The 22,757-nt window shown below is 40.3% G+C and carries 21 protein-coding genes; 18 read left to right on the top strand and 3 right to left on the bottom strand.

Going from position 1 to position 22,757, the window contains the following annotated elements:
* The first annotated feature begins 2 nt into the window (after positions 1-2).
* The 6 genes from plsY to ICE89_RS06630 all read left to right on the top strand — a co-directional run bounded on the left by plsY (position 3) and on the right by ICE89_RS06630 (position 4,546).
* The gene (gene plsY / locus ICE89_RS06655; RefSeq protein ID WP_216265320.1) at positions 3-677 is read left to right on the top strand and encodes a glycerol-3-phosphate 1-O-acyltransferase PlsY; all 675 of its coding nucleotides are present in this window, start codon (positions 3-5) and stop codon (positions 675-677) included.
* Positions 674-1,045 carry an MAPEG family protein gene (locus ICE89_RS06650; protein ID WP_216265319.1) on the top strand — a complete coding sequence of 124 codons (372 nt, stop codon included), beginning with the start codon at positions 674-676 and terminating at the stop codon, positions 1,043-1,045. The genes plsY and ICE89_RS06650 overlap by 4 nt, the downstream gene beginning before the upstream one ends.
* A 32-nt stretch (positions 1,046-1,077) precedes the next feature.
* Positions 1,078-1,938, top strand: coding sequence for a GTP cyclohydrolase I (locus ICE89_RS06645; protein WP_255558739.1), 861 nt, complete (start codon positions 1,078-1,080; stop codon positions 1,936-1,938).
* Between the two features lie 4 nt (positions 1,939-1,942).
* Entirely contained in the window at positions 1,943-2,926 is a 984-nt protein-coding gene (locus ICE89_RS06640; protein WP_216265318.1) for a hypothetical protein, read from the top strand.
* 387 nt (positions 2,927-3,313) lie between these two features.
* Entirely contained in the window at positions 3,314-3,622 is a 309-nt protein-coding gene (locus ICE89_RS06635) for a high-potential iron-sulfur protein (protein ID WP_216265317.1), read from the top strand.
* 156 nt (positions 3,623-3,778) lie between these two features.
* Positions 3,779-4,546, top strand: coding sequence for an HPP family protein (locus ICE89_RS06630; protein ID WP_216265316.1), 768 nt, complete (start codon positions 3,779-3,781; stop codon positions 4,544-4,546).
* 21 nt (positions 4,547-4,567) lie between these two features.
* On the opposite strand, the gene ICE89_RS11725 is transcribed toward ICE89_RS06630, so the two are convergent.
* Positions 4,568-4,699, bottom strand: a complete 132-nt coding sequence (locus ICE89_RS11725; RefSeq protein WP_255558738.1) for a hypothetical protein — start codon at positions 4,697-4,699, stop codon at positions 4,568-4,570.
* 171 nt (positions 4,700-4,870) lie between these two features.
* Here ICE89_RS11725 and ICE89_RS11790 point away from each other — a divergent pair, with 171 nt between their 5' ends.
* The gene (locus ICE89_RS11790; RefSeq protein WP_216265315.1) at positions 4,871-6,787 is read left to right on the top strand and encodes an acyltransferase; all 1,917 of its coding nucleotides are present in this window, start codon (positions 4,871-4,873) and stop codon (positions 6,785-6,787) included.
* A gap of 74 nt (positions 6,788-6,861) precedes the next feature.
* Positions 6,862-7,767: an FkbM family methyltransferase gene (locus tag ICE89_RS06620; RefSeq protein ID WP_216265314.1), complete on the top strand. Its 906-nt coding sequence runs from the start codon at positions 6,862-6,864 to the stop codon at positions 7,765-7,767.
* A gap of 1 nt (position 7,768) precedes the next feature.
* Here ICE89_RS06620 and ICE89_RS06615 read toward each other — a convergent pair whose 3' ends face one another.
* Positions 7,769-8,896: a glycosyltransferase family 1 protein gene (locus tag ICE89_RS06615; RefSeq protein ID WP_216265313.1), complete on the bottom strand. Its 1,128-nt coding sequence runs from the start codon at positions 8,894-8,896 to the stop codon at positions 7,769-7,771.
* Between the two features lie 15 nt (positions 8,897-8,911).
* Positions 8,912-9,805, bottom strand: coding sequence for an NAD(P)-dependent oxidoreductase (locus tag ICE89_RS06610; RefSeq protein WP_216861963.1), 894 nt, complete (start codon positions 9,803-9,805; stop codon positions 8,912-8,914).
* An 86-nt stretch (positions 9,806-9,891) separates the two neighbouring features.
* Here ICE89_RS06610 and ICE89_RS06605 point away from each other — a divergent pair, with 86 nt between their 5' ends.
* The 10 genes from ICE89_RS06605 (at position 9,892) to ICE89_RS06560 (ending at position 22,755) form a co-directional block, all read left to right on the top strand.
* On the top strand, positions 9,892-12,081 hold the full coding sequence (locus tag ICE89_RS06605) for an O-antigen ligase (RefSeq protein WP_216265312.1): 2,190 nt from the start codon (positions 9,892-9,894) through the stop codon (positions 12,079-12,081).
* Positions 12,082-12,083: 2 nt separating this feature from the next.
* Complete coding sequence (locus tag ICE89_RS06600) at positions 12,084-13,856, top strand: ABC transporter ATP-binding protein (protein ID WP_216265311.1); 1,773 nt, start codon at positions 12,084-12,086, stop codon at positions 13,854-13,856.
* A 71-nt stretch (positions 13,857-13,927) separates the two neighbouring features.
* The gene (locus ICE89_RS06595) at positions 13,928-15,190 is read left to right on the top strand and encodes a class I SAM-dependent methyltransferase (RefSeq protein ID WP_216265310.1); all 1,263 of its coding nucleotides are present in this window, start codon (positions 13,928-13,930) and stop codon (positions 15,188-15,190) included.
* Positions 15,191-15,207: 17 nt separating this feature from the next.
* A complete protein-coding gene (locus ICE89_RS06590; RefSeq protein WP_216265309.1) occupies positions 15,208-16,554 on the top strand; it encodes a hypothetical protein in 1,347 nt (448 codons plus the stop codon).
* Position 16,555: 1 nt separating this feature from the next.
* A complete protein-coding gene (locus ICE89_RS06585) occupies positions 16,556-17,584 on the top strand; it encodes a bifunctional 2-polyprenyl-6-hydroxyphenol methylase/3-demethylubiquinol 3-O-methyltransferase UbiG (RefSeq protein ID WP_216265308.1) in 1,029 nt (342 codons plus the stop codon).
* A 15-nt stretch (positions 17,585-17,599) separates the two neighbouring features.
* The gene (locus tag ICE89_RS06580) at positions 17,600-18,592 is read left to right on the top strand and encodes a glycosyltransferase family 2 protein (protein ID WP_216265307.1); all 993 of its coding nucleotides are present in this window, start codon (positions 17,600-17,602) and stop codon (positions 18,590-18,592) included.
* The gene (locus ICE89_RS06575; protein ID WP_216265306.1) at positions 18,589-19,602 is read left to right on the top strand and encodes a Gfo/Idh/MocA family protein; all 1,014 of its coding nucleotides are present in this window, start codon (positions 18,589-18,591) and stop codon (positions 19,600-19,602) included. The genes ICE89_RS06580 and ICE89_RS06575 overlap by 4 nt, the downstream gene beginning before the upstream one ends.
* Positions 19,603-19,608: 6 nt before the next feature.
* The gene (locus tag ICE89_RS06570; protein ID WP_216265305.1) at positions 19,609-20,577 is read left to right on the top strand and encodes a Gfo/Idh/MocA family protein; all 969 of its coding nucleotides are present in this window, start codon (positions 19,609-19,611) and stop codon (positions 20,575-20,577) included.
* The gene (locus ICE89_RS06565; protein WP_216265304.1) at positions 20,570-21,574 is read left to right on the top strand and encodes an NAD-dependent 4,6-dehydratase LegB; all 1,005 of its coding nucleotides are present in this window, start codon (positions 20,570-20,572) and stop codon (positions 21,572-21,574) included. Before ICE89_RS06570 ends, ICE89_RS06565 begins: the two co-directional genes overlap by 8 nt.
* Positions 21,574-22,755 (top strand): LegC family aminotransferase, encoded by a 1,182-nt coding sequence (locus ICE89_RS06560; protein ID WP_216265303.1) that lies wholly within the window; start codon positions 21,574-21,576, stop codon positions 22,753-22,755. The genes ICE89_RS06565 and ICE89_RS06560 overlap by 1 nt, the downstream gene beginning before the upstream one ends.
* The last annotated feature ends 2 nt before the right edge of the window (positions 22,756-22,757 follow it).

Below are 22,757 nucleotides of genomic sequence, written 5' to 3'. Positions count from 1 at the left end.
ATATGGACCAAAATTTAACTCTCTTATTGATTCCAATGGCTTATTTGATCGGCTCAGTGTCTTTTGCTGTGGTGGTAAGTAAATTTATGCGTTTGCCAGATCCACATTCTTATGGCTCTGGAAATCCTGGCGCTACCAATGTATTGCGTACTGGTAATAAATTAGCCGCAGTCCTCACATTACTCGGCGATGCTTTAAAAGGTTATTTTGCTGTAATGTTGGCTCGTGTGCTCTTAGGCGATGAGTCCCTATCTTCTACGTTGGGCTCTTGGGTTTTATGTGGTGTAGTGATTGCGGTCTTTTTAGGACATTTATTTCCGGTATTCCATGGATTTAAAGGTGGTAAAGGTGTTGCTACTGCCTGCGGTATTTTGTTCGGGATTAATTGGGTATTAGGGCTGGCTACTTTGAGTACTTGGTTGATCGTTGCATTCTTCTTGCGCTATTCATCTCTGGCCGCTTTGTCTGCTGCGATATTTGGTCCAATCTATTTTGTTTTTCTATTTGGCTTTCAGCCGATGGGCTTTGCGCTACTTGTAGTCAGTCTCTTGTTGATCTGGCGACATCGTAGCAATATTCAAAACTTATTGAATGGCACTGAGTCACGCTTAGGCTCCAAAGGCTCTCAAGGGGCTAAAAACAAAACTACTTCCACTAAAGAGGATTTCACACAATGACGATTGCTTACTTCTGTGTACTTATTATGGGCTTATTGCCATATGTTGCTGCCGGTATTGCTAAGAGAGGATTTCAGGGCTACGATAATAGTCAGCCCCGTGAGTGGTTAGCCAAACAAACTGGCTTTAGAGCGCGCGCCAATGCAGCGCAAGCGAATTTATTCGAGTCTTTACCTTTCTTTTTCGCTGCAGTGATCATTGCGTCAGTTGCCCATGCTCCGCAAGATCGTATTGATACTTTGGCGATGGGTTTTGTGCTAGCCCGTATTGCTTATTTGGTTTGCTATATCGCTAATTGGCCAACCACTAGATCCATCGTGTGGCTCATCGGTATTGTTTGTGTCGTAACACTCTTTTTTCAAATCTAACTCCCATATAAAAATTCGACGAGACAAATCTCATGCCCATTAAAAAACAAACTGCTAGAACATCGCCAGCTAAAGCGCCTGCTAAAAAGAATGCAATCAAAAAAACAGTGGTTAAAAAAGTAACTCCTCAAAAAATGGCGCCTAAGGTAAGTAATAAAGTAGGTAATAAAGTAGGTAATACAGAGGTTAATAAGGCCGGTAATAAAGCAGAAGGAGATGGATTGCCCCTTTCTGTTGTTATACGTCGCCGTATTGAGGCGCAAAACGCACGTTTTCATGCCAATGACAATATTTCAGCATTTATTAGGCCAGGTGAGCTTGAGGGTCTAGTGGATGAAGTAGCCCAGAAAATGGAGGCAGTGCTCGAGAGCTTGGTGATTGATACAGAGAGTGATCACAACACCAAAAATACTAGCCGCCGTGTTGCTAAGATGTATGTGCAAGAAGTATTTAATGGCCGCTACACCGAGCAGCCTGTATTGACTAAATTCCCAAATGTCAGTCGCTTAAATGAGCTAATGATTATTGGTCCGATTACGGTTCGTAGCGCCTGTTCCCACCACCTTTGTCCAATTATGGGACGAATTTGGATTGGCGTTTTGCCAAGTAAAAATTCAGCACTCATAGGTTTATCTAAGTATTCGCGCTTAACAGAATGGGTCATGTGCCGTCCGCAGATTCAGGAGGAGGCAGTAGTAGAGCTGGCTGATATGCTGGAGAAAAAGATTAAGCCAGTTGGTGTTGCTGTAGTGATGGAGGCTGATCACTTTTGTATGCAATGGCGCGGCGTAAAAGATCGCGACTCTAAAATGATTAATAGTGTGATGCGCGGGTCTTTCTTGCGAGATTTCAATTTGCGCAGAGAGTTTTTAGCTCTCATTGAGCGAAAATAAGCGCATGAGAAGTTTTTTAGGGCCACTTTTATTTCTGTCAGCATTGCTTGCGGGTTGTTCCCTATTTGGGCCTCAGCAACCGGATTTTAATAAGCGTGCAAGTGCCAAAGTAGAAAACCCATTCTTTAGTGTGCCCCCTGAAAATCTGAAAGATTACCAAAAGGGCGCATGGATTCTATTAGCTGAATCTAAAACTAAAAATTGGTTTTATGATCCTTATTCAATTGTCGAGGATGAAGATGGGGTTGTAAGTTTTAATACTTTTTTAGCTGAAAGAGCCTATCAAGACCAATTGCAGCCTTTTAATACGTCCAGTATTGGCCCTTATCTGCAAAAAATTGATTGCTTTAGCAATTACCAATGGTCTGAGATTTTTTATGCAGAACATATGCCTAAGCAGGAAACTTATGTGAATTCAGCTAACCCTAAGCAAGAGTGGGGCTGGATCAAGATTAAGCCCAAAACCTCTATGGCCTATATACGAGCGAGGGTTTGCGGCCGTAAATTTATTGATGATCAAAATGTGAATTACTTCCTGTTTCAACAAGGTGGAATGCCTTACGTTAAGGAGCGCGTTGGGGCCTCAAAAACCTCAGTGACACAAGATTCAGCAGAAGCATGGGTTGCACAATTTCGAGTTCAGGTCACAACAGATGAGCCTAGTGCGGCTGAGGTTCCAGAAAGGCCCGGACCCAATACGCCGATTTTCTATGATGTAGTGAATAACGAAGTCATGGTGATCGATGCAAAAAAAGATGTTCGTCAACTCAAGTTGGCTGCTTACAATATGGACAAAGATTTTTCTAAGCGGGGCGATTACATTTTTCAGGCTAATTGCCAGACTAAAACCTATAGCCTCTCTGGAAATAGTCAGGCGAGCAAGGTTGAGAGTTTGAGTGACTCAAAAGAAGATATGCCTAATGTGGCATTTAATCGAGCATGCGGTGAGCATGGTGCTTATATGCAGCTTGGCAAAAGAAGTAAATGATGGAGTTAAAAAAGCCAAGGATCTATCAAAGATCAGCTTGTATCTTTGGTTTACTATCCCTTTTGATTGCTTGCTCAAACTTTCCCTCGCAAAACATTGATCCAACAAAAAACAATAAAGCAACGTTTCAGAAGGATTTCGCTGAATGCAAAGAAGATTACCCAGAATCTACCACTGGCGTACATTACAAACTGTGGGCTGGATGCATGAATCTCAAAGGCTGGAAGTAGGCCATTTAACATCAAACTGTTTGAGAACAATTCTCAACAAAAAATCCATAAGAATCAACGCATTAAGAAGGCTCTAGTGGATCGGGATTTCATCTACTATGATTGCACCTAGCGTTAATTTGAGGTCTTCTCATAACCTTTATTCTTTGGAGTTCACATGAAAAATAGTCGTCGCCAATTTATGATTTTGTCTGCTGCTGGTGCCTGTACATTAGCCTTGAACGGTAAAGTTCAAGCGCAAGCAATGGTTGCAGAAACTGATCCACAAGCTGCTGCTTTAGGCTACAAGGCTGATGCTTCTAAGGTTGATAAAGCTAAATACGCTAAATACGCTGCTCCACAAGCTTGTGGCAACTGCTCTCTCTATCAAGGTGCTGCAGGTTCTGCAGCTGGTGGCTGCGCACTGTTTGCTGGCAAGCAAGTGTCTGCTAAAGGCTGGTGCTCTGCATACGCAAAGAAGGCTTAAATTCTGAATGAGGTTCAGTCTTCCAGTACTGGAAGACTGGCCAAAAAATAACGATAGCGTCTTCGGGCGCTATTTTTATTGGGGCGGGTAATTGACCTACGCAGATAAGGCTGAGATTTTGAATCATCCATTCGGCTGAATGAGAAAATAGTATTTATGAAAAATTCAGGAAATCCAAAATGTAAAAACGAAACCTCCTCCAGTAATGCTAGGCGATGGTTTCATTACTTTGGGCAAGATCAGGCGCAAGTGGCATGGTCTGAACGTATTAGAGCGGTGATGGGTGCTCTGATTGGGTTATTTTGCACTGTTGCATTAGGCCGCATGCTTGGTGAGCTGGTGGGCGTTAATGAGTGGGTGATGGCATCTCTTGGTGCTAGCGCCTTACTGATATTTGTATTGCCATCTAGCCCTATGGCTCAACCCTGGGCAGTAATTGGTGGCAATGTGTTGTCTGCATTAGTCGGCATTACTGCTTACCACTTTATCCCCAATCCTCTGTTTGCATTACCTATAGCTGCGGCAAGTGCCATATTGGGAATGTTTGTTTTGCGTTGCTTGCATCCCCCTGCAGCAGCAGTCGCTTTAATTGCAGTATTGGGTCAGATAGAGAGTTATCGATACGCCTTTTTCCCGGTAATGGTGGATTCTGTGGTTTTGTGTTTAGTTGCAGTTTTCTACAATTCCCTAACCGGTAAGCAATATCCAACAAGACCTCCTAAGCCAGCAGTTGAATTGCCTAAAGAAAAGAAAAGTAGAGAGCAGGCTGAAGCAACTTTAGATGCATTGTTAACTGAATATCAAGAGGTAATGGATGTAGATCGTGCTGAGCTGATTAAGATTATTCAGTCGGTGCAGAGCTCGGATAATGCAGGGGAGCAACTAGAGAGGGGCGAATTAGAGAGTGCTCAACCCCACCCCTAACTCTAGGACGAAGCCTGGGATCTAACCTTTTTGTGCAGTAATAGATTTAATGCAGTCTTTAATGCCATAGTTGTAAAACTTACCAGCATTTTCTTTTTTAACGGATTGAGCGCATTCGGTTAATGAGTTACGCAGATCGATTTTCTTTTGCATAGTCATAGCTTTTCCATTGGAGATAGTATTCAAGGCTAAAATCCTATCAGAAGAATGTTCTCATTGGACATTCTTGTTGTGTAAATACAATGATAACCAGTTCCGATGAATTGGACTGCCTGGATCAAGGTTTAGTTGGCTTAAATAGGGCTCAGAAGAGATTTATCAATAGTGAAAGCACTTAAAGCGCTATCGTACAGGCCAGAGATTGATGGGCTCAGAGCATTGGCTGTTTTACCCGTTATCTTTTTTCATGCCGGCTTCTCTATTTTTAGTGGCGGATATGTAGGCGTTGATGTTTTTTTCGTCATCAGCGGATATCTCATTACCACCATTATCTTGGGCGAGATTAATAGCGGCATCTTTTCGACGGCTGGCTTTTATGAGCGCCGAGCGCGGAGAATTTTGCCAGCACTATTTTTAGTTTTAATTATTTGTTTGCCATTTGCATGGTTTTTGATGGTTCCTATAGAAATGAAGGCATTTTCAGACAGCCTAATTGCAGTTTGTGCCTATGTATCAAATTTCTGGTTCTGGAGAACTACAAATTATTTTGACACTACAGCCCATCTAAAGCCATTGCTCCACACATGGAGCCTCTCGGTTGAAGAGCAATTTTATATTTTCTTTCCATTCTTATTGTTGTTACTGTGCAAATTTAATAAAAGAGCTCTGATTTTTGCGCTATCTGCCATTGCAGTTGTAAGCATAGTTCTGGCCGATTGGTTATCTATTCATAAAACTGCTGCGGCATTTTATCTCCTGCCTACACGCATGTGGGAACTCCTTTTGGGTGCTTTATCGGCCATCTATTTGATGCAATCACCAGCTTCTAAATTAAATCGCCTGATTCGTGATTTTGGCGGATTTTTTGGAGTTATTTTGTTGCTTTATGCCATCTTTCTATTTGATGGACAAACACGTACCCCCAGTTATTTCACGCTGATTCCTACCTTGGGCGCTGTTTGCATAATTTTATTTGTCAGCACTGATTCACTTTTTGGAAAAATTTTAGGACATCGTTTTTTAGTTGGCATTGGATTATTAAGTTACAGCCTTTATTTATGGCATCAACCTATTTTTGCATTTGCGCGTCTTAGTAGCTTCCTTGATACACAGCCAGAGCGCCTGTTGCTGTTGATGGGCATCGTGTTTTTGATGGCATATCTGAGTTGGAGATATGTAGAATTGCCCTTCAGAGATAGTCAAAGGGTTGGCAGAAAAACTATTATTAAGTTATCCGTAGTTGTTAGCCTTGCCCTCATCCTATTCGGCGTAATAGGACATCTTTCTAATGGTTTTCTTTATCGATACGCACCGGAAGATCGTGCGCTTGCATCTATAGATAGTTATAAAGAAGGGCTTTATGTTTCGAAAAGATTTGATGAAAAATTACTTGCTCCGTTTAACTCTTTGGATGATCGTCGAAAGATTTTGATTATTGGCGATTCCTATGCACAAGATCTTGTAAATGCCTTATATGAGAGCAGTATGGGAGAAAATATGCAGGTCTCAACAAGGCATATTAGTCATCTTTGTGGGAACCTTTTTATTGCTGAGGGAGGTCTACCTAAGCAAGCCGTTGAGAGAATTGATCAAAAATGCAAGGGCGCTGGAATTTATGAAGACGAGGCTCTGAAAAAAATAATGCTCGATGCAGATGAAATTTGGTTTGCTTCTAAGTGGCAAGCTTGGCAGACAGCATTCATTCGACAAAGTATTTCAAATGTAAAGAAAATCTCGAATAAACCAGTTAAAGTTTTTGGAACTAAAGATTTTGGCAGTATTAATTTGAAAGAATTGCTTGTACTATCGGGTCCCGAGAGGATCAATTTGGTTCAAAAAATTGATCCGGACGTGATTAATATCAATGCTGAAATTAGAAAAAATTTAAGCTCAGATGAGTTTGTTGATAGCCAGAATCTGATTTGCTCAACTCAAGAATCAGTATGTCATCTTTTTAATGCTGATGGCCAGTTGTTATCTTTTGATGGCTGGCATCTAACAAAAGCCGGTGCCAAATATTTTGGGATTAGGCTAAAAAATAAGGATTTAATTGATGCATTCAAGGCGAAAAGTGCGGACTAACTATTGTTTTAAGATCAATATCAGCATGAATTTATTACGTAATAAATTTGGGTCTGTATGTGCCAAGGAAATTTATGAATCGATTAACTAAGCTGTCTCAAACTGCACAATTTATTTGGAGTCATCCTTTAAACCAAGGTCAAAGATCGGCAGCATTGAGAAAATTTATCTGGTGGCAAATTCGCAGCCGGCTGAGCCGTCAGCCTGCCATCATTGGATGGGTGGATGATGCTAGGTTTATTGTTAGACGGGGTGAAACGGGCTTAACTGGCAATCTCTATGCAGGGTTTATGGAGTGGAAAGATATGCTTTTTTTGCTTCACTATCTGCGCCCTCAAGTGACCTTTGTTGATGTTGGGGCAAATATTGGCGCTTACACCATCTTAGCCTCCAAAGTAGTGGGCTGTAATTCTTTGGCATTTGAGCCTATTTTCAGTACGGTAGAGAAATTGCGCAAGCAGGTTGCCGTAAATTCAATTGAAAATCTAGTGCGTGTAATAAATTGTGGGGTTGGATCTAAGAATGAGAAATTGTGTTTTACGAATAATCACGATACTCGCAATAAAGTTAGCCTAAGCAAGGACGTATTCGTTACCGAAGTACCTGTTATTTCTCTTGATTCACAAGAATATCCAACTCAATCACTCTTTCTTAAGATTGATGTTGAGGGTTACGAGTATGAGGTATTGAAAGGTGCTGCTAAATTATTGTCGTCGGGTCGGGTGATTGCTATATTGGTGGAGTTGAATGGAGGGGGAGGGGATTATGGGCGTAGTAATGAGGAAATACACGACTACATTACCTCACACCATTTCATTCCAATTTCATATGATCCACTTCGAAGGGTAATTCAGACGCTCTCCAGCTTTAATCCTAATAACGAAAATACTATTTATGTTCGTGATGTAGAAAGCGCCGGCATTTTGTGTAAAGAGGCACCTAGTAGGGTGGTACATACTGCCTATGGCAGATTGATTTAATTTACTTATGAGTTTGGAAGAGGCTGTAGATTTTTTGTGTTTCTGCTGTTGTTTTTGACCAAGTGAACTGCTGCGCCATTGCATAACCTTTGATTATATTTTCGGTTACGGTTGCCGATCTATTGATGAGCAAATGCATTGCATCGGCGATCGAGTCTATGTTTTCGGGTTCAACTAATATTGCGGCACTGTTTGAAACCTCGGGCATGGAAGTGCAGTTCGATGTAACGACAGGGCATTTTGAAGCATATGCCTCCAGAATTGGTAGGCCAAATCCTTCATACAAGCTAGCAAAAACTAGGCCTAAGGCGGACTGCAATAGGTGATGTTTTTCTAACTCAGTGACATAGCTTAACTGGATGCATCGCCCCTCAAAAACACCATTTCGAATCGCTGTATTTGTTGATTCATCATTCCATGCCAGCTTTCCTGCAATGACTAGCGGAAATTCGGTGGCCATATCCCCTGGCAAGGCAGCATGTGCGGCGATAATTCTTTTTAAATTCTTTCTAGGTTGTATGGAGCCTATGAATAAAAAGAAGGGTTTATCTATTTTGAATTTTGAAAGGGTGGATTGAATCTCTCCTTGGGCAACTCTCTCAAAAAATGTCTTATTAACCCCAAGTGGAATGGCAGTTACTTTTTCCTCAGGGAATCCCATTAAATTAATAATCTCCCCCCTTGAAAATTCTGAAATAGTGATGATGTGGTTTGCGCGTTGGGTGAGCTTTTTCCACAGGTAGGGCTTAAAGAATCGGGATTGAGCTCGAAGAAATTGAGGGTGACTTAACGGAATGGTATCCATGACTGTTGCCAGTAGTGGCTTATTCCGAATAATAGGGATTAGTTGGTCTGTCGAGTGAATGAGATCGAAGCCATTAAAAAACTGATCTTCCTTGGGTTTGACATCAACTCGAAGAAGTGATTTTGCTAAATAGCTTGGATAAGCTGGAAGTGAATAGGCATCGCAAGTGCTTTGATTTAAGCCAAAAGAGTACGGCGCAATTTCTAGATCATTAGTTTCGCTGGCAAAATGACGTAGTAATTCTTGGCAATATTGGCCAATCCCATCTATTCCATCCCCTAATAAGCCCTTATCCAGAAGGGTAGTGCCAAACGCAATCTTCATCGGTAATTGGATGGCTTAACTCTCATGGGCGGCATCAAGCATGCTTTTGAGGGTCATTTCCAGCTCGGGAATGTGAATATTGCATTGATTTGCAGTCAATAACTCATTTAGCTTGCTTGGGTCTCCACACATACGATGCACTTCATTGGATCGAACAAAATCGGGATTAACTGTAATTTGAATCGGATGATTAGTAAGTCTGATCAGGGTTTCAACAGCAAAACCCAGTGAGCGAACCTTCCCGGTTCCCACGTTATAAACCTCACCTGATTTTCCGTGCTTCAAAAGTGCAAAATAGGCCTGGCATATCGTGGAAACGTCATTGAACTCTCTTTCTACATTTAGGTTGCCCAATTCAATTGAAGGTGATTTTTGGGCAAAGTGTCGAATGAGCTTAGGAATGAGGAAATTATCGTGCTGACCAGGTCCAGTATAGTTAAAGGGTCGAGCAATAACGATGGGCAGCCGGTCATAGAAGGTCTTAGCCATTTCCTCCATGGCAACTTTACTCATTGCATAGTGGTCAATTGGCTTGAGCGGATAATCTTCGGGTGTTGGGGTAAGTGCAGCATTCCCATAGACGGTGGCGCTACTGGCAAGCAGTACTTTTTTGGGTTTTATTGGCAGCTTTGTAAGTGCATTAAGTAAGTTGCTTGTACCCAGGGCGTGGACCCTATAAAAAGCCTCTTGATCCTTGGAGGCTACAAAACTGATGCCCGCGCAATGAATAACGGCGTCAGGGGCTAATTCATAAACTTCTTTTTCAAGCGTAATGACATCCGTAATATCGGATTGAAGTCCAATAATCTCTAATCCCTGGCTTACAGCCTCATTAAGAAGATGTTTGCCGGTAAAGCCTCGAGAGCCAGTCAGAAGTATTTTTTTGGGTTTACTAATTTTTAAATCCAAATAAAGTCATGAAATTATTGGCTATTTTCCCATTATTTACCCCTAAGCCCATAAAATATGGTTAATTTACTTAAATAGGATTTGCTTTGGCTTTTGGTTCTCATTTGAATGAGCGCTGGGCCGATTGCGACAGTATGGTTTTAGGGGCTAAAACACCGATAGATTGCACTTCAAGGGCAAATTTTGCTAGGCTGTCGCTCGCAATTTTTGCCTTATTGGCGGGGGTAATAGCTTCTGGATCTGTATTATTCAATGATGCCTACTTTTGGGGGCAGTCCCGCCATTACATTAATCCGTATTTGTTTGGGATTGCCTTTATTCTGGGTTTACCCCGAAAGGATTGGGGGTTGATTGGTTTTGTATTTCTTTTGCCGCTATCTGCTGGCCTAGGCAATCAGTTAAACGCCTATATAGGAACCTCCTTTTTAGTCTTGCCGAATGCTGGCTTAGATCTAGCTGCTGGATTTTTTTTGGGTGCATTGACTGGTTCGATTGGTTATGTAAAAAATTTATATAGTGGTCGGGATCGTTTTTCAAAAATCGGTCTATTAATAACCGAGTTTAATCAGCTAGTGCCTTGGCCAATAGCACTTGTGATTTTAATGATTACGATATCAACTGCAATTGCAATTTCTAGAAATACCTATCAGTCGGCAGCCGCCACATCTTTTAAGGGGCTGTTATTTAATCTAGTGCATTTTCGTCCCATAGGTTGGCATGATGATTACATGCCGATTTCCGATTGGATCGCATATGCCTTAGCAGTGGCAGTCATTATTACTGTAATTGGCTTCTTGAAGGGTCAAGATCGCAAGAATAAAGTTATATTCCGAGCTATTATGGCGGGCTTAATCGTAGCCGCTCTCATGGGAATTATTCAAGCCCTAACGGGAATTGGTTTGCCTGAAAACTTGCTGAGTTTTCGCAAAGATCAATTGGGTTATGCGGTTATTGGTTTTCAGCCAGACTTGCATGCATTTGCCGGCCATATGCTTTTAGGTGCTGTTGGACTTTGGGGGTATTTTTATTCAGGGATATCCGGGAGCGAGAAGAAAATTGTTGTATTTGTAATTGCGTTTAGCTGGACTGGGCTAATTCTCAGCAAATCTAGAGCTTTACTTTTATTTGCTTTGATCGAAATGTTTATTTGGCTTTTATGGTGCATATGGAGAGAAAAACGTAGTTTATTTGTTCCTTTAACAAGCTTAACTACGGTTGTAATTGGAGTTTTTTTAGTATTGATCTTTAGTTTTTCTAATAGCCTCAATGGCGTTCCAATTCTTTCGTGGCTCGCAGATATAGCAAATCAACTCAAAAGTCGTGATCTCTCAAGTTGGAGTTTATTTAGCGGAATTTTTGGCGCACGCTTTGAGATTTGGGAGGGCGCCTTGCGTATGTGGTCTCAGTTCCCATTGATGGGTGTTGGACAGGGTAATTTTTATCGCCTATCTGATATAGCCTCTTTCAGTAGGTCTAACTTTTTGATTCTCAATCATGGTGAAAATGCGCATAACTACTTTTTGCAGACCTTTACTGAAACTGGAATTATCGGCGCTATTATCTTTTTTATAGCGACCATATCTCCTTTATTGAAGGGAAAAAATAAAAAATTATTGATTCCAGCATTTATTGCATTAACTGGATTATTTTTAGGAAATATTTTTTCTCACTCATTTTTGGTTAGAGAGAATTTATTATTGGCCTGCTCCATCATTGGACTAACGTATGCTAGTTCTTTAGTGGAATCAAGTGCAACTGAATCAAATCATTTCAGTGGCATTAAAAAAAATAAGTATAGAGTCCGAGTTTTGGTTTTTGAACTGCTAATGTTCATAGGCATTTTTTTTGGCAGTGTAGAAACTATAAGATCCTTTGGCAAGCCTCCATTTGAATATGGTGCATCATGTTTTGTCGATGCACCACAGGACTCAGATGGCTGGACGAATGGCCAATATTCTTTTGTCCTGCCTAATGGAGTCATGGATTTCAAGCTAACCATTAGCAATTATCTTCCCGGGCAAAGGGGCTCTACTCGACCCTTGAAAGTAAGCTTAATAAATGGGGATGGGCTAAGTCTTTCAGCTGACTCAATTGAACTTCGTCGAGAAGGCGTTATTGAAAAAACTATCTATTTGACTGGAGAAAAGCTAAATATTTCTCCCTTAGAAACCAGAGTCCTTTTAGAGCTGACTAACTGTAGTACGCCTCGAAATATTGGCTTAAGTCTTGATTCTAGGCGTCTAGGTTTGTACCTCACGAATTCCATCCAAAATTAATTATGAACAATAAGCCGCAAAAACTAGTGAAATTGTTGCAACGACTTTGGCTTCACTTTGGTGTGAGGAGGAAAACTCAATTATTCTTTTTACTTTGCTTGATGGTATTGAATTCAATCACTGAGATATTTAACATTGCATCAGTGATGCCTTTTGTAGGAGTGATCGTTGCTCCTGAAAAGATTTTTAATAACCCAATCATCCATCCAATTGCTGGTACTTTGGGCATTATCGATCCCAATCAACTTTTATTACCAGCAGCACTTTTGTTTGCCGCAATCGTTTTAATTACGAATGGCTTGCGTCTTATAGTCTTATGGGCCAGTACAAGACTATCGTCCGTTATAGGCTCAGATTTGAGCTTGCATGCATTTCGAACAACTCTATACCAGCCTTACATTAGCCACGTAAGTAGGAATAGTAGCGAGGTATCCTCCGGCCTTGGTAAGGTATCCATCATTGTAGTTATTATCAATACAATTTTCACCCTAATTGGTTCGGTGATTATATTAATTCCAATTTTAGCTACCATCATTTATTTAGATCCTTTGATCGCCTTTATTTTCTTTGGAGGGTTTGGATTAATTTATCTTTGTATAATTTTCCTAACAAAGAAAAAATTATTATCAAGTGGCTCACTCATTTCCGAGTCCGCTTCAAAAACTACAAAATTGGTACAAGAAAGTCTTGGTGGAATCAGAGATATCTTAATTGATGGAACCCAAGAGGTTTATTGCAAAGCCTTTGGGGTGGCAGACCGTGAGTCAAGGTTGGCGCAGGGGGTTATTCAAATAATTAGCGCCTCCCCTAGATTTTTCATGGAAGCATTTGGATTAATTTTGATTCTAGCATTAGCTGTTTATATGATGCTCTATGGTAATGGGGCAGACACGGTTATACCGGTACTAGCAACATTGGGGTTTGCTGCTCAGCGTTTATTGCCGATTATTCAAAATATTTATAGCGCTTGGACCGGAATTCAGGGGGCTCGACCTTCATTGCAAGATGCCCTTGATCTTCTCGATCAGGATTTGCCTGATCATGCCCTAGGCACTAAAATGAAAGGTTCTTTAATTTTCAGTCGTCTTATTCGCTTTGATGCAGTATCTTTTCAATATGGAGAAAGAGAAGCAAAAGTTTTTAGCGATTTAAACTTATCGATTCCTAAAGGATCTAGGCTTGGTTTGATTGGTAAAACTGGATGTGGAAAGAGTACGCTACTTGATATGTTAATGGGCTTAATTAATCCTGATGGTGGTTTAATAAAGATTGATGACCAGGTACTAGGCTTAAATAATCAGCATCTTTGGCAAAAACATATTGCACATGTTCCACAATCTATCTTTTTGGCGGATGCAACTATTGCCGAAAATGTTGCATTTGGTGTACCTCTATCCGAGATAGATTATGCGAGAGTTTCGCAGGCTATTCAGATGGCTCAATTGTCCGATATTGTAAATTCTTGGCCTAGTAAATATGACACTAGAATTGGAGAGCGCGGCGTAAGGCTATCAGGTGGGCAAAGACAGCGGATAGGCATCGCTCGAGCCCTTTATAAAAAAGCTGATGTTATTATTTTTGATGAAGCGACTAGCGCGCTAGATGGTGAAACTGAATCGGCCGTAATGGAAGCAATTGATAAATTAGACGGTGCTTTAACTATAATCATCATCGCTCATCGCTTATCTACACTTAAAAATTGCTCCACTATCGTTGAATTAGGGGGTGGTGGAATTTTGCGCTCAGGTAGCTACAGTGAAATATGTTTGTCTTAGTTTTTAATAGCTGCCTCATGGGTTAGCTTAATAGACCCTTAAAATTAGTCGTTCTTGGATGAGATGAAAAAATGTCAGAAACAAACAAAGTTTTGAGATATAAAAAAATTACGAACTGCCGCATTTGTGGCAACTCAAATTTAGTCTGCGTTGTAGACCTGGGAGAACAATTTTTAACGGGAATTTTCCCTAAATCTAGCAAAGAAAATTTGACCGCTGGTCCATTGCGACTTGTTAAATGCCATGGGGATGACCAAGTGGTCTGCGGACTCCTGCAGCTTGAGCATAGTTATGACTTGGATGAAATGTATGGCGACAATTATGGCTATCGGTCGGGCTTAAATCCAAGTATGGTTCAGCATCTTAGGGAAAAAGTAAACACAATTCTTCGGCAGGTTTCATTATCTGATGGCGATATAGTAATTGACATTGGCTGCAATGATGGAACAACGCTTGGTTTTTTTCCAAAAAATTTAAAACGAATTGGAATTGATCCTACCTCACAAAAATTTACAGACTATATTCCTCGGGATATAGAAATAATTACAGATTTTTTCTCGAAAGATTTATTTCAGGCTAAATACAAGGAGAGGGCTAAGGTAATTACATCCTTTTCAATGTTTTATGATCTTGAAGACCCAGTCGATTTTGCTAAGCAAATATCCGAAGTTCTCGATGCAAATGGAATTTGGGTATTTGAGCAAAGTTACATGCCTGCAATGCTGGAGCAATTGGCTTACGATACGATTTGTCACGAGCATCTTGAGTTCTATGGACTTAAGCAGGTTCAATGGTTGCTGGATAAGGCTGGATTAATTGCTGTGGATGTCGAGCTAAACGAGGTGAATGGCGGAAGTTTTTCTGTAACTGCCATGCACAAGCATTCAGCTCTCGCAAATCCATCGCCTAGGGTCCTAGACTTATTGCATCAAGAAGATCTTAAAAGGCTGGATCAGTTAGATCCATATTTAGAGTTTGAGAAAAAAATACAAATTAGTAGATCGGAGTTAAAAGACTTTGTAAAAAATGTAAATATTCAAGGTAAAACTATTTTTGGAATTGGCGCATCTACTAAAGGTAATGTTTTGCTTCAGTATTGCAACTTTACGTCGCAAGATATATCCAAAATTGGCGATGTGAATCCGGATAAATTTGGCGCCTTTACTCCTGGAACCAGGATACCAATCGAGAGTGAAGAGAGTGTACTGAAGCTTCAACCTGATTATTTATTGGTTTTACCGTGGCATTTCAAAAACTTTTTTTTAGACAATCCAATTTTTAAAGGGAGTACTTTGGTATTCCCGTTACCTAAATTAGAAGTTATCAAAAGATAGTATTGAGAAGAAATTTCTTGAGAATATTATTTATTTCAAGCTTTGATTCATATTTTCAAAATATGAAGCTGATGTCAGAATCTGTAAAATCTGCAGGCAATCAGGCGGTAATTTTTTTTCCAAGAGAATATCCCAATGTATTTTCTGATATTGAAGAGTGTCAGATAAGTAACATTGACTACATTTCTTGGGTATCTGACGCCCCCGTTCAGTTGCCTACTGGAAATGAAGTTATTAAATCACTTAAGAATTTATTTGACCGTTTGGGCGTTCTGAAAATTTGGAATGAAATTTTTCGAATAATGGCTATTCGAAAAAAATTGAAAGAACTATTAACTTTAAACAAGATTAATTTAATGGTTATGGGGGGTGACATTGTTGGCCACGACATGGCTCATTACATTAATGTAGGGCATGCTTTAGCTATTAGGTCGGTACTTGCTCCCCAATGGTTTGCTGGATCAAAGGAACCTGCCGAAACTATTTCACATCTTAGCGAATATAGGGCTGGAGTAAATATAAATGGAGCACTAGTACTTATAAAGCCCCGGTGGAAGTTTAAGTATGGAAATGTCACTTTAATTAGGCTGCCCGCTTGGAGAATGTTAATCCTTTCTTTTTTTGGAGTGAATTCACCAAATCCTTGGGTGCTTCATAGCGGTTATTCAGACGCTATTCTCGTAGAGAGTGAGGCTGCAAAATCGTATGCTCTTAACCTTGGAATTCCAAGATCCAAACTGATTGTTGTCGGCTCTATGAGTCATGATATTTTGTATAAAGGCCTTCAAAATTTAAACAAATTAGATGCTCCTTTGGGGCGCTCTGCACTTTGTGCCCTACCGCCAAATATGTTTTACGATTTAAACCCTGCAAGAAGGGGGCAATTTACTTCCTATGAGGAGCTTGTTAAGTTTTGGATTGAGCGAATAAGAATTGCTTTTGGGAGTAACTTTTTAGTATGCATCCACCCATCCTCTGGAGAGGAAGTGGGTGAATTATTGAAAAAGTTTAATGCTCCTTACACCATGGAGAAGGCTATCAATTTAATCCCTCATTTTGATGTCTATATTGCGAGCATTTCTGCAACAATTCAATGGGCTTTGGTATGCGGGATTCCAGTCATAAATTATGACGTTTATGGTTACAATTACCCTGATTACGAAGGTCTGGACGGGGTCTGGACGGTCGTTTCGAAGGAAGATTTTGGGAATGCCCTATGTGAGATTTCTTTGAATGATAGTTGCTATAAGAATCTTAGGGAGAGGCAAAAAGATGGGGCTTCAGATTGGGGTCATTTAGATGGCTTGGCTCATTCACGTATTCATGATGCATTAAAAAATATATATCGAAATGGCGTTCGTTAATATGCTCGAAGATTTTTCTTTAAGACTCAATAATGAATTGAAGGCACTCCACCATCAAATCTTTCATTCTCAAAACTTTGTTGAAGTTGATTGTCCTGTCTGCGGGAGTGCTGACTCTACTTTGTATGGAGTAAAGGATGCATTCTCATATCGCAGATGCAACGTGTGCACTATGATTTACATGAGTCCTCGACTGAGTGATGTCGCTACCTTGGCCTTTTATAATAGCAAGGCAAATGAGATCTATAACGAAATAAAGTTTCATGGTACTGGCTCAAATATTGATCAGGACAACTTAGTCAACTATCACAATTTGGAAATCATTCTTAAACGAGTGGGTTCGCCCTCTGAAAAGAGTGAATCACTTAAGTTGCTTGAAGTAGGTTGTGGCTCTGGTTTTTTTCTGAAATCTGCTCAAAATGCTGGATTTGATGTGTATGGATTGGAGCTGAATGCTAGGCTATTAGACAATGCAAAAAAACTACTGGGTGTTGAATCGATATACGGAATAGATGTACAGGAGTGCGACTTTCCAAATGAACAGTTTGATGTAATTTATCTCAGGGATGTGATAGAGCATATTCATTCCCCGATGTCTTTTTTGCATAAGCTTTCCGCCCTATTAAAGGTTGGCGGGATTTTATTTATAGAAACTCATAATGTTGATGGCTTTATTTTCAAGGCTGTTGGTATACGACACACATGTTTTTTTGGGTTTGAACATCCCGTGCATTGGAGTTCTAAAACATTAGGCTTGGCATTAGATAAATGCGGCTTAGATTTTGCTGACATTAAATTTGAATCTCAGGATTGTACGTTATATGAAATGGCTCACTATTACAGGGAGTCTACATTTACCACAATATTTAAGAGTTCCAACAATAAGATTCTTGATAAGTTTTTGTGGGTCATTCTACGTTTTCTGAGAATTCCCATCATCAAGTTTTTGGATTCACTGATTACTCCAAAAGTGGCAAACTTGTTTGGATACGGAAGTACCATGAAGTTTATTGCAATTAAAAGTAAATAGACGTTTGGAGATTTTTTGAAAGCTGAAAATTCAATATTTAAAGAATATTATAGGCACCATGAGTTCGTGGATAGATACCTTATCGATGATAATTTCTCAGTCACAGTAATCATTCCAGTGATCCACACGAATGAATTGTGGAGGGCAAATCTTTTATCAATTTACCGTGAAATTCCGGTTAAAGAGTTGTTAATTGGTGATGGGGGCTGTATTGATGATTCTATTCTGATAGCGCAAGAGTTTCCCCGCGTACAAATTTTGGATCAAAGATCCTATAAGACGCTTGGCTATTCAATTAAAAATTTAATTCAAGCGGTTAATACAGAGTGGTTTATCTATCTGCACTCAGATGTTTACTTGCCAGTGGGTTGGTTTGATAAAATGAAGCCCTTCTCCAAGGAGTATGATTGGTTTGGATGTAGGATGCAGCAAACTGTCATGATTGAGTATGACAATGATTATGGGGAGCGCCCCTACGCTGGTAGCCAGGTAGGCAGAAAAGCGGCTTTCATTGATGGCTTGCGAAATTTGGATGATGATTTTATCTATCGCCAAGAGGACTTTGTTTTTTCTGATGTGGTGGAGAAGGCTGGCTTCAAAGAGGGAAAAATTGATTTGGTTTTTCATTATCACCAGACTATTTCAAAGTCTTCATCTGTATGGAATCCCCGAGGAATTAAGGTAAACATTTCTCAAACCTTGCCGATCGAGGAGGAGGTGCGCATGTGGGATTCTCAAGTTAAAGGCATCATTAAATATTTGCAGCCAAACTGTGGGTGGACTATAGAAAATGCGATTTATGGAGTTTTTCGCCTAGAGGAGTTGGGGCATTGCTCCTCATCTACTTTTTACGATTGGGCTAACTCAATAAACCCACAGTGGGTTCCTTTTCTCAAAAGGGGAATTTCCGCGAAAAAAAGAGAGCGCTTTCTTGCCAAGGCCTTAAGTGCAATTAAAAGGACAGTGAAGGCAATAGCGCAAATTAATTTAGGGGTAATCAAAAATTGAAGGTAGCTATTATTGGTGCTGGAAGAATGGGGCAAAGGCATCTGGAGGCCGTAAGATTGCTTGGCTATGAAACTATTGGAGTATCTGATATTTCTGCTAAAAATTTAACCGACACAGCCGAAAAATTCTCCTTAGACGCTAGTCAGCTCCATCTTGATCCGCATGCATTCATATCCTCTGAGAATCCAGATTGCGTGATTATTGCAACAACGGCTGATTCACACTGTGAGTTGGTTTGTGCTGCGGCACAAGCAGGTGCAAAATTTATCTTAGTTGAAAAACCTATGGCAACTTCGCTTAGTGATTGTCAGAAAATGATTAATGTTTGCAAGAAGACTGGCTCAAGACTCTCAGTGAATCATCAAATGCAGTTTTTGGATCAGTACATCACACCAAAAATGATGCTCAATTCTAAAGAATATGGTGGACTGTCAAGCATGACAGTGACGGCTGGAAACTTTGGCATGGCCATGAATGGTCTTCACTATATTGAAGCCTTTAGATTTATGTCTGGGGAGGATCCAAAATATGTTTCAGCATGGTTTTCGGCGGGAAAGGTTGCCAATCCAAGGGGTGTTCAGTTTGAGGACAAGGCGGGTTGTATTAGAGTTGTAACCCCCAAAGGGGTTAGGCTTTACATAGATGCCAGTGAAGATCAGGGCAATGGAGTAGTGGTTACTTATGCGGGAAGAAATGGAATAATTCAAGTAAATGAATTGAGTGGTGAGTTAACTGCCTTTGCTAGAACCTCTGAGTACATTGGGGAGTCAACAACAAGATACGGGCTTCCTTCGGCACATGAAAAGTTAATGATTCCACCTGTTGAGTTAATTGACTCTACCGCAAATGTTCTGAGATCATTGATCTCTGGGATTAATTATGTACATGCTGACTATGGAATGAATGCGATAAAAGTGCTAGAGGCTGGTTATCGATCATCGGAAAGTTTTGGAAAGCAGATTGAACTAAATGACGATTCAAATCAAGAAACAAAATTTCCTTGGGCTTAAAAATTTATGAATAAAGAGGGGTTTGTAAAGATTGCCTTTGTTGGGGCTGGGTATATGACCTCTGAGCACCTTAAGGCCTTTGGCTCTATTCCAAACGTTGATTTGGCCGGAATCTATTCAAAGACAAGGGTGCGAGCTGAAAAGTTAGCTGAAGAGTATAGAGTTAAAAATATTGTTGACTCAATATCATCATTGCATGACTCCACTAATGCGGATTTGGTAGTGGTATCAGTCCCAGAATTGGTCACTTTTGAAGTTTGTAAAGAGGTTTTTCAGCATCCGTGGACCATCTTAATTGAGAAGCCGGTAGGCTTTAATCTTGAAGATGCCGAGCGAATCTACGAGTTAGCTAAAAGTTCAGGATCTAAAGTATTTGTAGCTTTAAATCGTCGTCATTACGGCAGCACTAGATCTGTTGTGGATGAGTTGAAATCAGTTGAGGGGTCACCTAGAATAGTCGAATTATTTGATCAAGAAGATCAGATATCTGCCCTGCGTGCGGGTCAACCGGAGATGGTGGTCAAGAATTGGATGTTTGCTAATTCAATTCATATAATTGATTATCTTAATATTTTCTGCAGAGGAAATTTGCTTGGAGTGGAAAATATCATTAGTTGGGATCCAATGAACCCATTTTTAGTCTGTGCCAAAGCAAATTATGATTCTGGTGATATTGGTATTTATCGCTGTGTATGGAACGCGCCAGGCCCCTGGTCAGTTAGTGTTACAACTAAAAGTAAGCGGTGGGAGATGAGACCGCTTGAAGTAGCGCACTCCCAAGACTATGGTTCTCGAACATCTGTGAAATTGTCAGAGTTTGAGATGGATACAATTTTTAAGCCTGGACTGAAATTCCAGGCAGAGCAGGCTATACGTGCAGCCTTGGGTAAAGCCAATACACTTTGTACTTTGGATGAATCGATGCATCTAATGGAATTAATTTCTAAAATATACAAAGTAGGTGAAGATGACTAAATCAAAAGTACTCATAACTGGGGCTGATGGTTTTATAGGATCCCATTTAACGGAAGCCTTGGTTCGTGATGGGTTTGAGGTTAAAGCTTTTGTTCAATACAATTCTTTTAATTCTTGGGGTTGGCTTGATGAATGTGCTGCTGATGTCCGAGGAAAGTTTGAAATTTTTTCAGGTGATATTAGAGATCCGCATGGGGTTAAAGAGGCGGCAAGGGGTTGCGATGCCATAATGCATTTAGCAGCATTAATTGCGATTCCATTCTCTTATCATTCGCCTGATACCTATATTGATACCAATATAAAGGGAACTTTAAATATCTTACAGGCTGCAAAGGAGTGCGACATTAAAAGAGTCATTCATACCTCTACCAGCGAAGTATATGGAACAGCTCAGTACGTACCCATCAATGAGATTCACCCTATAGTGGGTCAATCCCCTTACTCTGCCTCGAAAATTGGAGCCGATCAACTCGCATATTCATTCTATTCATCATTTAACTTACCAGTTGTTACTGTTCGACCATTTAATACATATGGGCCTCGACAGTCAGCCAGAGCAGTTATACCTACCATCATTACACAGTTAGCAAGTAATAACTACGACCTTCGTCTTGGAGCAACACATCCAACGCGTGACTTTAGTTTTGTTCTTGATACCGTATCTGGATTCGTAAAAATTTTAAATTCTGATGCAGGAATTGGCGAAGTAGTAAATCTGGGCAGTGGATTTGAAATTTCCATAAAAGAAACTGCAGAGTTGATGGCCTCTATTATGGGAGTCCCTATTAATTTTATCTCTGAGGATATTCGTCAGCGCCCAAAGAATTCAGAGGTTGAAAGACTATGGGCTGACAACTCTAAGGCTAAAATGATGTTTGGGTGGGAGCCAAAATATGCTGGTATCGAAGGTTTTAGAGAGGGTTTGATTCAGACGATTGAATGGTTTAGGGATAAAAAAAATCTTTCTAAATATAAAGTGGACATTTATAACCTGTAATGAATGTAAGCCAAGACACTCAACTTGTTCATAGCGTAATTGATGCAATCACTAGAGCTATTGGCGCAAAGCCATCAGTACTTCATGAGCCATGCTTTCAGGGAAATGAATGGCTGTACCTAAAAGAGTGTCTCGATTCCACTTTTGTATCATCTGTTGGTAAATTTGTAGATCGCTTTGAGTCGGATCTTGCTAAATATACTGGAGCAGCACATGCAGTTGCAGTTGTAAATGGTACTGCCGCACTGCACGTTGCGTTAACAGTTATCGATGTAGGTAAGGGGGATGAGGTTCTGGTTCCTGCTGCCACATTTATAGCTACAGCCAATGCAGTCAGTTACTGTGGCGCTACACCTCATTTTTATGATTGCCTACCTAATAATTTGGGCGCGGACTTCAGTAAGCTTCGCGATTATCTTCTTAGAAATACACGACAGTCATTGGGGCAATGCATAAATATAAATACCAATAAAAAAATTAAAGCTATTATTCCAATGCATGTCTTTGGCCACCCAGTTGAAATGGATGAGCTTTTGAATTTATGCAAAGAGTTTAATATAGATCTAGTTGAGGATGCGGCTGAGTCTTTGGGTAGTTTTTATCGAGGTAGGCATACTGGAACTTTTGGAAAAATTGGAGTATTAAGCTTCAATGGAAATAAAATAATTACAACTGGCGGCGGCGGTGCATTATTAACTAATGACTCTTCGTTGGCTAAGCGTTTAAAGCACATTACAACTACGGCTAAAATATCGCATCCTTGGAATTATTATCATGATGAGATTGGATATAACTATAGATTGCCCAATCTAAATGCTGCACTTGGATGTGCTCAGCTTGAGGGTGTTAATCGCTTAGTCAACAAAAAGCGCGAGCTCTACAGTGTTTACAAAAAAACATTTGAGGGCATTGATGGTATTAGCTTAATTTCAGAGCCGCGAGAATGTAAAAGTAATTATTGGCTACAGGGCGTAGTAATTGACGAAAGGTTTGAACATTTACGTGACACCCTCCTGAAGTCCTCTAATGAAGCCGGTATAGGTGTAAGGCCTCTCTGGACATTAATGCATCAGCTGGAAATTTATGCAAATTGCCCAAGAATGGATCTTACAAATGCTGAGTCTATGGTTAAGCGGGTAATTAATATTCCAAGTAGCCCGACTCTTTTAATGGGCTCCTGATT

The organism is Polynucleobacter sp. AP-Kaivos-20-H2, assembly GCF_018882215.1.
GTDB lineage: Bacteria > Pseudomonadota > Gammaproteobacteria > Burkholderiales > Burkholderiaceae > Polynucleobacter.
Note: the sequence above shows the minus strand (reverse complement) of the source record. Positions and strands in the feature narration are given on the sequence as shown.